This window comes from Streptomyces nanhaiensis (assembly GCF_046614825.1).
In the GTDB taxonomy this organism is placed as follows: Bacteria; Actinomycetota; Actinomycetes; order Streptomycetales; family Streptomycetaceae; genus Streptomyces; species Streptomyces radiopugnans.
Genome location: NZ_JBKJFM010000041.1, coordinates 23,183 through 37,880, shown reverse-complemented (window position 1 = coordinate 37,880; position 14,698 = coordinate 23,183). Strand labels below are relative to the sequence as shown.

The 14,698-nt window shown below is 74.0% G+C and carries 13 protein-coding genes; 7 read left to right on the top strand and 6 right to left on the bottom strand.

Annotated features, from left to right (window positions below; genetic code table 11):
* Positions 1-1,815, top strand: a 1,815-nt coding sequence (locus ACLIYP_RS12340) for a SpoIIE family protein phosphatase (protein WP_412713181.1), incomplete at its 5' end; no start/stop codon positions are given.
* A gap of 139 nt (positions 1,816-1,954) precedes the next feature.
* Here the strand turns inward: ACLIYP_RS12340 and ACLIYP_RS12335 are convergent.
* Both ACLIYP_RS12335 and ACLIYP_RS12330 read right to left on the bottom strand, forming a co-directional pair.
* The gene (locus tag ACLIYP_RS12335; protein WP_412713180.1) at positions 1,955-2,527 is read right to left on the bottom strand and encodes an alkyl hydroperoxide reductase; all 573 of its coding nucleotides are present in this window, start codon (positions 2,525-2,527) and stop codon (positions 1,955-1,957) included.
* Between the two features lie 16 nt (positions 2,528-2,543).
* Positions 2,544-3,098 carry a peroxiredoxin gene (locus ACLIYP_RS12330; protein ID WP_093661175.1) on the bottom strand — a complete coding sequence of 185 codons (555 nt, stop codon included), beginning with the start codon at positions 3,096-3,098 and terminating at the stop codon, positions 2,544-2,546.
* 225 nt (positions 3,099-3,323) lie between these two features.
* Between ACLIYP_RS12330 and ACLIYP_RS12325 the strand changes: the two genes are divergently transcribed.
* Both ACLIYP_RS12325 and ACLIYP_RS12320 read left to right on the top strand, forming a co-directional pair.
* On the top strand, positions 3,324-4,253 hold the full coding sequence (locus ACLIYP_RS12325; protein ID WP_412713182.1) for a hydrogen peroxide-inducible genes activator: 930 nt from the start codon (positions 3,324-3,326) through the stop codon (positions 4,251-4,253).
* 264 nt (positions 4,254-4,517) lie between these two features.
* Positions 4,518-4,877, top strand: a complete 360-nt coding sequence (locus ACLIYP_RS12320) for a WhiB family transcriptional regulator (protein ID WP_093661177.1) — start codon at positions 4,518-4,520, stop codon at positions 4,875-4,877.
* Between the two features lie 101 nt (positions 4,878-4,978).
* On the opposite strand, the gene glpX is transcribed toward ACLIYP_RS12320, so the two are convergent.
* Complete coding sequence (gene glpX, locus ACLIYP_RS12315) at positions 4,979-6,013, bottom strand: class II fructose-bisphosphatase (RefSeq protein WP_412713179.1); 1,035 nt, start codon at positions 6,011-6,013, stop codon at positions 4,979-4,981.
* A gap of 169 nt (positions 6,014-6,182) precedes the next feature.
* Here glpX and ACLIYP_RS12310 point away from each other — a divergent pair, with 169 nt between their 5' ends.
* On the top strand, positions 6,183-6,803 hold the full coding sequence (locus tag ACLIYP_RS12310) for a DUF4245 domain-containing protein (protein WP_412713178.1): 621 nt from the start codon (positions 6,183-6,185) through the stop codon (positions 6,801-6,803).
* Positions 6,804-6,960: 157 nt separating this feature from the next.
* On the opposite strand, the gene ACLIYP_RS12305 is transcribed toward ACLIYP_RS12310, so the two are convergent.
* Positions 6,961-7,224: an exodeoxyribonuclease VII small subunit gene (locus ACLIYP_RS12305; RefSeq protein ID WP_412713177.1), complete on the bottom strand. Its 264-nt coding sequence runs from the start codon at positions 7,222-7,224 to the stop codon at positions 6,961-6,963.
* Between the two features lie 47 nt (positions 7,225-7,271).
* The gene (gene xseA / locus ACLIYP_RS12300; protein ID WP_412713176.1) at positions 7,272-8,492 is read right to left on the bottom strand and encodes an exodeoxyribonuclease VII large subunit; all 1,221 of its coding nucleotides are present in this window, start codon (positions 8,490-8,492) and stop codon (positions 7,272-7,274) included.
* 76 nt (positions 8,493-8,568) lie between these two features.
* Here xseA and ACLIYP_RS12295 point away from each other — a divergent pair, with 76 nt between their 5' ends.
* Positions 8,569-9,549, top strand: a complete 981-nt coding sequence (locus tag ACLIYP_RS12295) for a 4-hydroxy-3-methylbut-2-enyl diphosphate reductase (RefSeq protein ID WP_412713175.1) — start codon at positions 8,569-8,571, stop codon at positions 9,547-9,549.
* Here ACLIYP_RS12295 and ACLIYP_RS12290 read toward each other — a convergent pair.
* Positions 9,546-10,199, bottom strand: coding sequence for a DUF6542 domain-containing protein (locus ACLIYP_RS12290; RefSeq protein WP_412713174.1), 654 nt, complete (start codon positions 10,197-10,199; stop codon positions 9,546-9,548). The genes ACLIYP_RS12295 and ACLIYP_RS12290 overlap by 4 nt on opposite strands.
* Positions 10,200-10,338: 139 nt before the next feature.
* Between ACLIYP_RS12290 and ychF the strand changes: the two genes are divergently transcribed.
* Together ychF and ACLIYP_RS12280 are read left to right on the top strand one after the other, a co-directional pair.
* Positions 10,339-11,427: a redox-regulated ATPase YchF gene (gene ychF, locus ACLIYP_RS12285; RefSeq protein WP_412713173.1), complete on the top strand. Its 1,089-nt coding sequence runs from the start codon at positions 10,339-10,341 to the stop codon at positions 11,425-11,427.
* Between the two features lie 306 nt (positions 11,428-11,733).
* Positions 11,734-14,622 (top strand): AfsR/SARP family transcriptional regulator, encoded by a 2,889-nt coding sequence (locus tag ACLIYP_RS12280; protein WP_412713172.1) that lies wholly within the window; start codon positions 11,734-11,736, stop codon positions 14,620-14,622.
* Positions 14,623-14,698: the final 76 nt, after the last annotated feature.

Here is a 14,698-nt window from a genome sequence, read left to right as displayed (position 1 = left end):
GGCGACGAGCCCGCCGGCCGGGACGCCGGGCCGGTGGCGGCCGGGCACCCCGGCGCGGAGGAGCCCGACGAGCGGGCCGAGCGGGAGCGGCGCGGGGGCGACCGGCTGCGCTTCGTGGGAGCCGCCACCCGGCGGATCGCACGCGGCGTCGATCTGGACGAGACCGTGCTCGGGCTGTGCCGGGCCAGCGTCCCGGCGTTCTCGGACGCGATCCTGGTCTATCTGCGCGATCCGCTGCCGGTGGGGGACGAGCGGCCCACCGGGCCCTTCCTGCTGCGGCTGCGCCGCACCGACCGGCTGCCCGACTACGCCGCCCCGGCGCCCGCCGACGCCGACCCCTCCGACACCGGGGAGTTCCCGCTGCCCCTGCTCGCCCCTCAGCCGGAGGGCGCGGCGAGCGGGACACCGGAGCTGATCGAGGTGCGCGGCGGAGGCCCGCTGGCCGAGGTGCTGCGCGGGGTGCGCCCGGTCTTCGGCGACGCGCCCACCGTCCGCGAGGCGCTGCCGGAACTGCTCGGCCCCGCCCGCGAGATCCCGGCCGGGCGCCGGGCGATCCTCGCCCCGCTGCGCGGGCGCCGCCGGGTCATCGGGGCGGCGGTGTTCCTGCGCCGCCCGGACCGTGCCGCCTTCGAGGGCGACGACCTGCTGGTGGCCGCGCAGCTTGCCACGCACACCGCGCTGGGCGTGGACAAGGCGGTGCTCTACGGGCGCGAGGCGTACATCGCCGACGAGCTGCAGCGCACCATGCTCCCCGACGAGCTCCCCCAGCCCACCGGGGTGACGCTGGCCAGCCGCTACCTGCCGGCGGCCGAGACCGCCCGGGTGGGCGGCGACTGGTACGACGCGATACCGCTGCCCGGTGGCCGGGTGGCCCTGGTCGTCGGGGACGTCATGGGGCACTCCATGACCTCCGCGGCGATCATGGGCCAGCTGCGCACCACCGCCCAGACCCTGGCCGGGCTCGACCTGCCGCCGCAGGAGGTGCTGCACCACCTCGACGAGCAGGCCCAGCGGCTGGGCAGCGACCGCATGGCGACCTGCCTGTACGCCGTCTACGACCCCGTGGCCCACCGGATCGTGGTGGCCAACGCCGGGCACCCGCCGCCGGTGATGCTGCACCGCGACGGCCACGCCGAGGTGCTGCGCATCCCGGCCGGGGCGCCCATCGGGGTGGGGGGCGTGGACTTCGAGGCGGTGGAGCTGGACGCCCCGGCCGGCGCCACGCTGCTGCTCTACACCGACGGACTGGTGGAGTCGCGCCACCGGGACGTGTGGACCGGCATCGAGCAGCTGCGCGAGAAGCTCACCGACACCGCGGGGCTGACCCGCCCCGACACCCCGCCTCCGCTGGAGCCTTTGTGCGACGAGGTGCTGGACATCCTCGGCCCCGGCGACCGGGACGACGACATCGCTCTGCTGGCCGCCCGCTTCGACGGCATCCCGCCCAGCGACGTCGCCTACTGGTACCTCGACCCGCGGGCCCAGACCGCGCGGCAGGCCCGCCGCCTGGCCCGGCGGGCGCTGGAGCGCTGGGAGCTGGCGGACCTGACGGACTCCGTGGAGCTGCTGGTCAGCGAGGTGGTCACCAACGCCGTCCGCTACGCCGAGCGGCCCATCACGTTGCGGCTGCTGCGCACCGACGTGCTGCGCTGCGAGGTCGGGGACGACGTGCCGCAGCTTCCCAGGCTGCGGCAGGCCAGGGCCACGGACGAGGGCGGCCGGGGCCTGTACCTGGTCAACCGGCTCGCCCGGCGCTGGGGCGCGACCCGGCTGAGCACCGGCAAGGTGGTCTGGTTCGAGCTGCCCATGCCGTAGCGCGGCCGCGGTGGGCCGGTTCCGGCCGGGCGGCCGCGGAACGGCCGGACGGGCCCGCACCCCGGGTGGTGCGGGCCCGTCCGTCTGCGCGCCGGTCCTCGGGGGGCCGTGCGCGCGAACGAGGGTTTCCGGCGGTCCGTCAGACCGCGGCGGCCTCGGCGGCCGGGGCATCGGCCTGCGCCCCGGCCAGCGTGGCCTCGGCGTCCAGCACCGTGCCGACGGCCTGGAGGACGGAGGCGATCTTGAATGCCTCCTGGATCGTCTCGCGGTCCACACCGGCCTTGCGGAGCACCTGCTCGTGGGAGTCCAGGCACTGCCCGCAGCCGTTGACCGCGGAGACGGCCAGCGACCACAGCTCGAAGTCGGCCTTGTCCACGCCCGGGTTGCCGATGACGTTCATCCGCAGGCCCGCGCGCAGGGTGCCGTACTCCGGGTCCGACAGCAGGTGCCGGGTGCGGTAGAAGACGTTGTTCATCGCCATGACGGCCGCGGCGGCCTTGGCGGCGGTGTAGGCCTCGGGGGAGAGGTTGGCCTTCGCCTCCGGCTCCAGCTCGGTGAGCACCTTCGGCGAGCGCGAGGCGATCGCGCAGGCCAGCACCGTGCCCCACAGCTGCTGCCGGGGCAGGTCGGAGTTCCCTATCACCGAGCCGAGGTTGAGCTTGAGGTCCTTGGCGTAGCCGGGCAGGGCCGACTTCAGGTCGTCGAGAGCCATGTCGTCGTCCCGGTCCTCACTCGCCCGCGAGCAGCTTGACCGGGTCGAGGGTCTCCTCGCCCTTGGACCAGTTGCAGGGGCACAGCTCGTCGGTCTGCAGGGCGTCCAGGACCCGCAGGACCTCCTTGGGGTTACGGCCGACGGAACCGGCGGTCACCATGGTGAACTGGATCTCGTTGTTCTGGTCGACGATGAAGACGGCGCGCTGGGCGTAGCCGTCCTCGCCCTCGACGCCGCAGGCCCGCATCAGCTCGTGCTTGGGGTCGGCCAGCATCGGGAAGGGCAGGTCGCGCAGGTCGGCGTGGTCCTTGCGCCAGGCGTGGTGCACGAACTCCGAGTCGCCCGAGACGCCGAGGATCTGGGCGTCGCGGTCGGCGAACTCGTCGTTCAGCTTGCCGAAGGCGGCGATCTCGGTCGGGCAGACGAAGGTGAAGTCCTTCGGCCAGAAGAAGACGACCTTCCACTTGCCCTCGTACGTCTTGTGGTTGATCTGCTCGAACGCCTTGTCGGCGTCGAGGTCCACACAGGCGGTCAGATCGAACTCGGGGAACTTGTCACCGACAGTGAGCACGCTCGCTCCTTGTTGCGTGGAAACGCCCCGGAACAGGGCTTTCCTGAGGGTTGGACGCGATCCACACTGCCATAGCCAACATTGATCACAGAAATAGCTAGACTCACTCGCATTGATCGGAGGTGGTTATCAGTGACCCTGTCGGCGCACAGGCCGCGCCAGGAGTCCCGCGGGCGCCCCCACCAGGGGCCGGCACCGCACGGCCGGCGGACCCGTCAGCCCACGCTGTCCCAGCTGCGGGCGTTCACCGCCGTGGCGGACAACCTCCACTTCCGGGAGGCCGCCGCGGAGATCGGGATGAGCCAGCCGGCCCTGTCGGGTGCCGTCGCGGCGCTGGAGGAGTCACTGGGGGTGAGGCTGCTGGAGCGTACGACGCGAAGAGTACTGCTCTCCCCGGCGGGTGAGCGCCTGGCGTCCAGAGCCCGGACAGTGCTGGACGCGGTGGAGGAGCTGCTGGAGGAGGCGGAGGCGGCGCGTGCGCCCTTCACGGGCGCGCTGCGACTGGGGGTGATCCCGACCTGCGCCCCCTACCTGCTGCCGACGGTCCTGAGGCTCGTTCACGATCGCTATCCGGCACTGGACCTGCAGGTGCACGAGGAGCAGACCGCCTCGCTGCTCGACGGCCTGGTGGCCGGACGGCTCGACCTGCTGCTGCTCGCGGTGCCGCCCGGCGCGCCGCAGACCGCGGGCGCCGGCGGGGTGGAGACGGTGCCGTTGTTCGACGAGGACTTCGTGCTGGTGACTCCGGGCGGACACGAACTGGCCGGCCGGGACGGCCTGCCCCGCGAGACGCTGCGCGGCCTGGAGCTGCTGCTCCTGGACGAGGGGCACTGTCTGCGCCAGCAGGCCCTGGACGTGTGCCGCGAGGCCGGGCGGACCGAAGGGGTGCCTGCCACCACGAGCGCGGCGGGTCTGTCCACCCTGGTCCAGCTCGTCGCGGGCGGACTGGGCGTGACGCTGCTGCCGCGCACCTCGCTGCACGTGGAGACCGAGCGCAACGAACTGCTGGCGACCGCGTGCTTCGCCGACCCCGCTCCCTCGCGGCGGATCGGCCTGGCGATGCGGGCGGGAACGGCGCGGCGGGACGAGTTCGCGGTGCTCGCCAAGGATTTGCGGGAGGCAATGCGTCCGCTTCCGGTGCGCATCGTGGACTGACGGTGCGCCGGATCCACGCGCCGGCCCGGTCCGCCGCATGTCACGCTGCGCACACGGCGGCCGTGGCCCCGACGGGCCCGCCGGACGGGCGCGCGGCGGGCCCGTCCGGCCGTACGCCACCGTATGCATAAGCGTGCGCACAGTGGGTAGAGCCGATGCATCGTCTCTCGTACGGCCGCAGCGCGAACTGCCGTGCGCAGCAAGGCGGGTCAGGGTGACTCAATCGAAAGATCGAACAGCCGTAGCCGTCGTCAGGAGTGGACCGTGCTGCAAACGCCGCATCAGTCTCCGCAGGCCGCCGTCGTCCCCGTTCAGCGCACCTCCTCGCGCGAGCAAACCGGACCGTGGCACTCCGAGGCGGTCTGCCGCAGGGACGAGGCCGGTCTGTTCTTCGCGCCCTCCAAGGAGCCCACGGCGGCCCGCCTTTCGCGCGAGCAGGCGGCCAAGCGGGTCTGCGCACGCTGCCCGGTGCTCGTCGAGTGCCGCGAGCACGCGCTGCTCCAGCCCGAACCGTACGGGGTGTGGGGCGGGTTGACCGCGGCCGAGCGCAGAGTGATGCTCGCCCGCCGCCGTCGCCGCGACGCCGACCTGGGGCAGTCCGCACAGGTGCCCCGCATCGCCTGACAGCTCCCCGCCGTTCCCGCCGTTCCCGGCTCCCGCCCCGGTACCGGTCCCGGCGCCGGCTCCGCCTTCCGGCCGGCCCCGGGACCTTCCGCGCCCGTGTCTCAGCGGGCCCGGTCGAAGTCGATGGCGCTGTAGGCGCGCAGCTTCGACAGCTTGTGGGTGGAGTCGATCTGGCGGATGGTGCCGGACCTCGACCGCATCACCAGGGACTGGGTGGTGGCCGTCTCCGCGCGGTAGCGCACCCCCCGCAGCAGGTCGCCGTCGGTGATGCCGGTGGCGACGAAGAACACGTTGTCGCCGCTGACCAGGTCGTCGGTGGTCAGGACCCGGTCCAGGTCGTGGCCCGCGTCGAGCGCCCTGCGCCGCTCCTCGTCGTCCTTGGGCCACAGCCGGCCCTGGATCACACCGCCCAGGCACTTGATCGCGCAGGCGGCGATGATGCCCTCCGGCGTACCGCCGATGCCCAGCAGCAGATCGACGCCCGTGCCCTCGCGGGCGGCCATGATCGCGCCGGCCACGTCGCCGTCGGAGATGAACTTGATCCGGGCGCCGGACTCCCTGACCTCCTTGACGATGCCGTCGTGGCGCGGCCGGTCGAGGATGACGACGGTGACGTCCTCCGGCGCGCCGCCCTTGGCCTTGGCGACCCTGCGGATGTTGACCGAGGGCGGGGCGGTGATGTCGACGAACTCGGCCGCCTCCGGACCGGTGACGAGCTTGTCCATGTAGAACACGGCCGACGGGTCGAACATCGAGCCGCGCTCGGCCACGGCCAGCACCGACACCGCGTTGCCCATGCCCTTGGCGGTCAGCGTCGTGCCGTCCACCGGGTCCACGGCCACGTCGCACTCCGGGCCGGTCCCGTCGCCCACGCGCTCGCCGTTGTAGAGCATCGGGGCCTCGTCCTTCTCCCCCTCGCCGATGACGACGACGCCGTTCATCGAGACGGTGGAGACCAGGGTGCGCATGGCGCGGACGGCCGCCCCGTCCGCGCCGTTCTTGTCGCCGCGGCCGACCCAGCGGCCCGATGCCATGGCGCCCGCCTCGGTCACGCGGACGAGTTCGAGGGCGAGGTTGCGGTCGGGTGCCTCGGGGCTTACTTCGAGCGGGGAGGGAAGGTGGTTGTGATCGGTCATCGTGACGCACCTTTCTGCACGTCTGTACGGCGTCCGAACGCGACGGCCGAAGTGTTGAGGGTGCCTTCGACCCTATCCGGAGCAGTGGCAAAGTGAGCAGAGTGCCCCACGGATGAGCGGAAAGGGGGTGGTGGTCCGGGCCGAAACGGGCATGGGGGACGATGGAACCGTGGCAAGCACGGAGAACAAGCGCGGTAGGCAGACGGCCCGGGACATGGTGCTGTCGTTGCTGGTGATCCTTCTGGGCGCGGGGTTCGTGTACCTGCTCGTCCCGCACGACGACTCGCTCGACCCGGTGCGCCCGATCAGCTACGACGTCGAGCTGGTCACGGCGCGGCGCGCGGCGCCGTATCCGGTGGCGGCTCCCGTGGGGCTGCCGGACACCTGGCGCGCCACCTCGGTGGACTACAAGCGGCAGAGCGACCTCGGGGCCGTGTGGCGCCTGGGCTTCATGGACCCGGACGACCAGTACGCGGCCGTCGGGCAGAGCGACGGCGACCCGGAGAAGTTCATCAGGAGCGTCACCCACGGGGCGGAGCCGGCCGACCGCACCCAGACGGTCGGCGGCCAGGAGTGGGAGCGCTACGAGGGCGCCAAGTACGACGCGCTGGTCCGGCGGGAGGCCGGGGTGACCACGGTGGTGACGGGCACGGCGCCCTTCGACAGCCTCGCGCGGCTGGCCGCCGCGCTGGAGGCGGAGCGGGCCGAGGACCCGGAGCGGGTCGGGGACCCGGAGCGGGCGGTGGAGTCCGGCGAGCCCCTGGAGACCGGGGCGCCCGGGAAGGACTGAGCGGGGACGGGCCGCCGGACCGGAAGTCCGGCGGCCCGCCGCGCGCCTCGGACGGCGGCCGCGGCGGCCACGGCGTCCTCGCAGACCGGGCGGGCGGACCAGGCAGATCAGGCCGGCCAGGCGAGCCGGTCCCGGCGGCGGGCCGGGACCGTCCCCGTCACTCCCGGCCGTCCGCGGCTCCCGTGTCGTCCGCCGGCCCCTGCCCGTCCTCGGCCAGCACCGCGTCCAGCCGCGCACGGGCGCCCTCCAGCCAGCGGCGGCAGACCGCGGCCAGCTCCTCGCCCCGCTCCCACAGGGCCAGCGACTCCTCCAGCGTGGAGCCGCCCGCCTCCAGGCGGCGGACCACGGCGACCAGCTCGTCGCGCGCCTGCTCGTAGCCCATCTCCCCGGCCGGCGGGGTGCCCGTGCTCGTGTCTTCCATGGGCCTCAGCCTAGGCCCGGGGCCTGACAGCGCGGCTCCCTCACCCGTCACCCGTCCTCGCCGCGCCGTGCGACCACCGTCAGCTCGCCGTCGGCCACCCGGGCGCGCAGCCGCTCGCCGTCGGCCACCTCCCGCGCCGCCCGCACCGCGCTCCCGTCGGCCCGCTGCAGCACCGCGTAGCCGCGCGCGAGCGTCGCGGCGGGGGAGAGGGCGACGACCCGGGCGGCGGTGTGCTCCAGCTCCGCCTCGGCCCGCGCCAGCAGATGCCCGAACGTCCGCCGGGCGCGGTCGAGCACCGCCGCGACCTGCTCCTCGCGCTCGGCCACCATCGCGTGCGGCCGGGCCATCACCGGGCGGCTCATGGTGTCCGCCAGCCCCCGCTCCTGCCGTTCCAGCATCCCCTCGACCGCCCGCAGCGCCCGCTCGCGCAGCTGCCGCACCCGGTCCAGCTCCTCGCGCACGTCCGGCACGACGTCCTTGGCGGCGTGGGTGGGCGTACGGGAGCGCAGGTCGGCGACCAGGTCCAGCAGGGGGGTGTCCGGCTCGTGCCCGATGGCCGAGACGACCGGGGTGGCGCAGTCGGCCACCGTACGCACCAGGCGCTCGTCGGAGAAGGGCAGCAGGTCCTCCACGCTGCCGCCGCCCCGGGCCACGATGATCACGTCCACCTCCGGATCGGCGTCCAGCTCCCGCACCGCGTCGATCACCTGAGCCACCGCGTGCACGCCCTGCACGGCCACGTTGCGCACGGCGAAGCGGACCGCGGGCCAGCGCTGCCGCGCCGTCTCCAGCACGTCCCGCTCGGCCGCGGAGGCGCGGCCGGTGACCAGGCCGACCAGACCGGGCAGGAACGGCAGCGGCTTCTTCCGCTCGGCCGCGAACAGGCCCTCGGCCGCCAGCGACTTCTTCAGCTGCTCCAGCCGCGCCAGCAGCTCGCCCATCCCCACCGGCCGGATCTCGCTCACCCGCAGGGAGAGCTGACCGCGCGGCGCGTACCACTCCGGCTTGCCCAGGGCCACGATCCGGGCGCCCTCGCCCACCACGTCCGCCACCTTGTCGAAGACGGCGCGGTAGCAGGTCACGGTCAGCGAGACGTCGTAGGAGGGATCGCGCAGGGTCAGGAACACCACCCCCGCGCCGGGGCGCCGGGAGAGCTGGGTGATCTGCCCCTCGACCCACACGGCGCCGAGCCGGTCGATCCATCCCCCGATCAGCCGCGACACCTCGCCGACGGGGACCGGCGCCTCGGGCGACGTGTTGAGAGCCATGGAAGGAGGCTAGCGGCAACCCCCGACAGCCTCCGCCCCGCCGAAGGCCCGCGGCCCGGGCCCGTACGATGGCCCCATGACTGCTACGACCGCACGCCGGGTCCTCCTCGCCGCGCCCCGCGGCTACTGCGCGGGCGTCGACCGCGCCGTGATCGCCGTCGAGAAGGCGCTGGAGCAGTACGGCGCGCCGATCTACGTGCGCAAGGAGATCGTCCACAACAAGTACGTCGTGGAGACCCTGCGCAAGAAGGGCGCGATCTTCGTCGACGAGACCGAGGAGGTGCCCGAGGGATCCATCGTGATCTTCTCCGCCCACGGGGTCGCCCCGGTCGTCCACGAGGAGGCCGAGCGGCGGAAGCTGGCGACCATCGACGCCACCTGCCCCCTGGTGACCAAGGTCCACAAGGAGGCCGTCCGCTTCGCGAAGGAGGACTACGACATCCTCCTGATCGGCCACGAGGGCCACGAGGAGGTCATCGGCACCAGCGGAGAGGCGCCCGACCACATCACGCTGGTCGACGGCCCCGGGGACGTGGAGAACGTCGAGGTGCGCGACCCGGACAAGGTCGTCTGGCTCTCCCAGACCACGCTGTCGGTCGACGAGACGATGGAGACGGTCGACGCGCTCAAGGAGCGTTTCCCCGGCCTGGTCAGCCCGCCGAGCGACGACATCTGCTACGCCACCCAGAACCGGCAGATCGCGGTCAAGCAGGTCGCCGCCGAATCCGACCTGGTCATCGTCGTCGGCTCGAAGAACTCCTCCAACTCCGTCCGCCTGGTCGAGGTCGCCCTCGGCGCGGGCGCGAAGGACGGGCATCTGGTCGACAACGCCTCCGAGATCGACGAGGCGTGGCTGGAGGGGGTCGCCACCGTCGGCGTCACCTCGGGCGCCTCGGTGCCGGACGTGCTGGTCGAGGGCGTCCTGGAGTGGCTGGCCGAGCGCGGCTACGGCGATGTGGAGGTCGTCAAGCCGATGGAGGAGAAGCTGACCTTCTCCCTCCCCAAGGAGCTGCGCCGGGACCTGCGCGCCGAGGCCGAGCGCAAGGCCGCCGGCTAACCGGCGGGCTGCTGGGCGGGCCGGTCCCCGCCCTCCGCGCGAGCGGGGGCGGCGGGGGCCGGAGGCCGCTTCCGCGTTCCCGCCGCCCTCCGCGCTCCCGCTCTGCGGGGCCCGGCACGCCTGGTGCCGGTCCTGCGGCCGGCCCGTCCGCGGGCGACGGCGACGGCCACTGCGGTCAGCGTGCCCCCGTACAGCCATCCGGCGTGCACGGCCAGCGCGGTCACCAGCTCCACCAGCCGCTCCGCCGGCCCGCCCGAGCCTCCGCTGACGAACAGCAGCCCGGCGGTGAACGCGATCGGTGCGGCGATCGGTGCGGCGGCCAGGTCGGCCGGTCGCACCCACAGCGCGCACACGGCGCTGACCAGTACGAAGGAGATCCCGTAGACGGCCGGCCGGCCGTCCAGCAGCAGTGCGTCCAGCCCGCCGGCCAGCAGCATCGCGCCCGCGGCCAGCAGTCCGCAGCCGAGCCCGGTCAGGCGCGCACCCGGCGGCCACTCGCGCCGGGCGGCCCCGGCGCCCGCGCGGGGCGGGCCCGGCGCGGGCCGTGCCGGAGCGTGCCGGAGCGAGCCCTCCTCGGCTTCGGGGGAGACGGGCTGCGCCGTCCGGCGTCGCGGACGGAGACGGGGGGTGCGCGCACTGTGTTGCTCCACCACACCAACGTAGGCCGGGAACCGGCCCGGAGCCCGGGACGGACACGCCAGGGCCGCCCTTTGGGGTGCCCGTAGACTGGTGGATCGGCCCCCATCCGGGCCGGTCCACCAAGATCCTCTCGCTACGGGAAGTCGCCACGTGTCGCTCACGATCGGAATCGTCGGCCTGCCCAACGTCGGCAAGTCGACCCTTTTCAACGCCCTGACCAAGAACGACGTCCTGGCGGCCAACTACCCGTTCGCCACCATCGAGCCGAACGTCGGCGTCGTCGGCGTCCCCGACGCCCGGCTCGCCCGGCTCGCGGAGATCTTCGGCTCCCAGCGCGTCCTGCCCGCGACCGTCGACTTCGTCGACATCGCCGGCATCGTGCGCGGCGCGAGCGAGGGCGAGGGGCTGGGCAACAAGTTCCTGGCGAACATCCGCGAGTCGGACGCGATCTGCCAGGTCATCCGCGCCTTCGACGACGAGAACGTGGTCCACGTCGACGGCCGGGTCTCGCCGAAGGACGACATCGAGACGATCGACACCGAGCTGATCCTCGCCGACATCCAGACCATCGAGAAGGTCCTGCCCAGGCTCCAGAAGGAGTCCCGGATCAAGAAGGACGTCCAGCCCAAGGTCAAGGCCGTCGAGGAGGCCAAGGCCATCCTGGACGAGGGCCGCACGCTGTTCTCGGCCGGCATCGTCCAGGGCTCCGAGCGGGCCGAGCTCCTGCACGACCTGCACCTGCTCACCACCAAGCCCTTCCTCTACGTCTTCAACGTTGACGAGGAGGAGCTGACCGACGAGGCCTTCAAGGAGGAGCAGCGCAAGCTGGTCGCCCCCGCCGAGGCGATCTTCCTCAACGCCAAGCTGGAGTCCGACCTCGCCGAGCTGGAGGAGGACGAGGCCCTGGAACTGCTCCAGTCGGTGGGCCAGGAGGAGCCGGGCCTGGCCACCCTCGCCCGCGTCGGCTTCGACACCCTCGGCCTCCAGACGTACCTGACGGCGGGCCCGAAGGAGGCCCGCGCCTGGACGATCAAGAAGGGCGCCACGGCCCCCGAGGCGGCCGGCGTGATCCACACCGACTTCCAGAAGGGCTTCATCAAGGCCGAGGTGATCTCCTTCGAGGACCTGGTCGAGGCGGGCTCGGTGGCCGAGGCCCGCGCCCGCGGCAAGGCCCGTATGGAGGGCAAGGACTACGTGATGCGCGACGGCGACGTGGTGGAGTTCCGCTTCAACGTCTGACGGCCGGTTCCCCGATCGGCCGAAAGCCGGGCGGGGGCGGGGAACCCGCGGTCCAGGGGCCGGGCCCAGGGGTCTGGCCCCTTCCCGTCTCCTTCCGCGCACCCCGTGCCCTTCAGGGACGCGGACGTCCCGGCCGCCGCCGGCGGTCCGCGCGGCTGCCCGGCGAAACCCGCGCGGCACCCGCACGACATCCGCGCGACGGCCGGCGTTCGCCGCGGAGAGCGGCGTTCCGCAGGGCCCTGTCTGATGCCCCCGTACGCCAGTACGCTGTGCCCGGAGCCACGGACCGTCGTGAAAGGCGCGTGGATGGGGGATCCGACTTTCGGGGTGCTGGGGCCGCTGAGGGTAGGGGCGCGGGGGGCCGAGATCCGTATCGGGGGCCCCAAGCCGAGGGCGGTCCTCGCCACGCTGCTGCTGCAGCCGGGGGCCTTCGTCTCGCTCGACATGCTGGTCGAGGTCCTGTGGCCCGGCGGTGCTCCCCGTTCCGCCGTCGCCAACGTCCGCACCTACGTGCGCACGCTCCGCCGCGCCCTGTCGGAGGCGGGGATCGCCACCGGCGGACTGCGCACCCGGCCGTCGGGGTACGCGTTCGACGCCGCGCCCGGCGACATCGACATGTCGCTCTTCGAACAGCGGCTGGAGCGGGCCCGCGCGGAGCGCGACCGCGGCGACGACGACGCGGCGCTGCGCCGCTACGAGTCGGCCCTCGGTCTCTGGCGCGGCAGTGTGCTGCAGGACGTACCGTCCAGCGTGGTGTGGGATCCGGTGATCGCCAGGGCCGAGGAGGCGCGGTCGGCCGCGGTCGGCGAGTGCCTCGAAGTGCGGTTGCGCATGGGCGAGTACGCGCCGCTGGTCGCGGAGCTGCGCGCCCGTCTCGCCGAGGACCCGTTACGGGAGGACCTGTGGCAGATGCTGGTGCGGGCGCTGCACGGATCGGGCCGCACCGCGCAGGCCAGGGCCGCGTACGCCGAGGCCGAGCGGACCCTGGCTGCCGAACTCGGCGTCGAACCGGGCGCCTCCCTGCGCCGCACCGGGCAGGAGGTCAACGGCTACACGGGCCGGCGCCGGCCCGTGCCGGCCGAGCCGGTGTGCCAGCTTCCGATGGACGTGCCGGACTTCACCGGCCGGTCCGAGGAGGTCGCCGCGCTGGAGGGGCTGCTGTCGGCGGCCGGACGGCAGCCGGTCGTCGCCGTCCTGTCGGGCCCGCCGGGCTCGGGGAAGACGACCCTGGCGGTCCATGCGGCGCACCGGGTGCGCCACGCCTTCCCCGACGGCCAGCTCTTCGTGGACCTGGGCGGGATGAGCGACCGGCCGCGCGAGCCGGCCGACGTCCTGGCCGAGATGCTGCGGGGGCTCGGCGTCATCGACAGCGCCGTCCCCGGCGAACCGGCCGAGCGGGCGGCGCTGCTGCGCTCGCGCATGGCACAGCGCCGGTTCCTCGTCGTCCTCGACGACGCGGCGGGCGGCGCGCAGGTGCGTCCGCTGCTCCCGGGGACCGGCGGGTCGGCGGTGCTCGTCACCTCGCGCCGCCGGATGCCGGGGCTGCCCGCGCACCACTTCCCCATCGGCGTGATGAGGCGCGACGAGGCCCGTGCGCTCCTCGGCGCGATCGTGGGGGAGGAGCGGCTGCGCCGCGAGGGGAGCGACGCCGACCGGGTGCTCGCAGGCTGCGGCTCGCTGCCGCTGGCCGTACGGATCGCCGGCTCCCGGCTGGCCAACCGGCCGGGGTGGAGCGTCGGCACGCTGGCCGACTTCCTGCACGACGAGCGCGGACGGCTGGACCAGCTCCAGACGGGCGAGATGGAGGTGCGGGCGAGCGCGGAGCTGAGCTACCGCCATCTGCCCGAGCAGGCGGCGACGGCCTTCCGGGCCTTCGGGCACCTGACCGGCGACGCGGTGCCCGGCTGGCTCGTCGCGGTGGCGATGGGCCGCCCCGACGGGGCCGCCGGGGAGCTGGAGACGCTGGCCGACGAGCACCTGGTCGAGGTGGTGGGCACCGACCGGCTGGGGCTGCAGCGCTACCGGATGCACGACCTGCTGCGCTGCTACGCCCGGGAGCTGGCCGAGGAGGACGGCGCGGACGTGCTCCTGCGGCGCCGGCTGCAGGTCGTCGACGCCCTGATCGCGCTCGCCCGCTGCGCGAACTCGGCCATGCCCACCCGCTTCCTCGGTGTGCTCGGTGAACCGGTCTGGCCGACCGGGCCGGCCGCCGCGGTCGTGCACGCGGTGCGCACCCGGGCCGTCGAATGGTTCGAGACCGAGCGCCGGCTCCTCGTCCGGGCGGTGGAGTCGGCGCTGCGGCTCGGCCACGTCTCCCGGGCCGCAGATCTGGCCATCGAGCTGGCGGGCTTCTTCGACATGCGCGGCTACTACGGCGACTGGCTGCGGACGCACCGGCTGGTGCTCGACGCGATGCCGGAACCGGCCGGCGCCCGGGCCGCGGCGCTGCTGCGCAACCTGGGCCAGCTCCACCTCTACCAGGACCGGTACGCCGACGCCCTCGCGTCGTTCGACACCTCGCGCGCCCTCTTCGCCGGGCTGGGGCATCCCTCGGGCGAGGCTGTCGCCGCGGTGGGGGCCGGTTCCGTGCACCGGGTCGTGGGCGATCTCGGCGCCGCCCTGAAGGCGTTCACCGACGCGCTGCGCGGTTTCGGCGGGGCGGGCGACCGGCACGGGGAGGCCGTCGCCCACAACGCGATCGCCTCGGTGTGGCTGGAGCGCCGGGACCCGGACGCCGCGGCGCCGTGGCTCGACGGCGCCCTGGAGCTGTCCCGCGGCATCGGCGACCGGCACCGGGAGGCGCAGGTGCGCCGCCGGATCGCGGTGCTGCACGAGCTGCGCGGCGAACCGCACGCCGCGCGGGCCGAACTGGAGCACGCGCTCGGCATCTTCGACGAACTCGCCGACACGCACTGCGCGGCCTATGTGCAGCAGAGCATCGGGGAGCTGTGCCTGCGACAGGGCGACGCGGGCCAGGCGTCGGTGCTGCTGGTGGACGCGCTCGCCGTGCAGCGGCAGCTCGGCGACCGCCGGGCGGAGGCGCGCGTCGCGTGCCTGCTGGGCGAACTCCACCGGGCGACGGGCCGGGAGCAGACCGCCAGGCGCTACTTCCACCGCTCCCTGTCCACGTGGCGCCGGCTCGAGGCGTGCGACCAGGCCGAACTCGTGGACGCGAAGCTGCGTTCGCCGCGCTGACGCGTTCCGCGGGGCGTGCCGTCCCCGGCGCCGGGGACGGCACGCCCCGCGGAGCGGGGGCCGGGAGGTGCGGTGG

Coding starts and splice junctions, on each gene's coding strand:
- ACLIYP_RS12335 (WP_412713180.1), bottom strand. CDS start 2,527: ATGGCTCTCGACGACCTGAAGTCGGCCCTGCCCGGCTACGCCAAGGAC.
- glpX (WP_412713179.1), bottom strand. CDS start 6,013: ATGACCGATCACAACCACCTTCCCTCCCCGCTCGAAGTAAGCCCCGAG.
- ACLIYP_RS12295 (WP_412713175.1), top strand. CDS start 8,569: ATGACTGCTACGACCGCACGCCGGGTCCTCCTCGCCGCGCCCCGCGGC.
- xseA (WP_412713176.1), bottom strand. CDS start 8,492: ATGGCTCTCAACACGTCGCCCGAGGCGCCGGTCCCCGTCGGCGAGGTG.
- ACLIYP_RS12305 (WP_412713177.1), bottom strand. CDS start 7,224: ATGGAAGACACGAGCACGGGCACCCCGCCGGCCGGGGAGATGGGCTAC.
- ACLIYP_RS12280 (WP_412713172.1), top strand. CDS start 11,734: ATGGGGGATCCGACTTTCGGGGTGCTGGGGCCGCTGAGGGTAGGGGCG.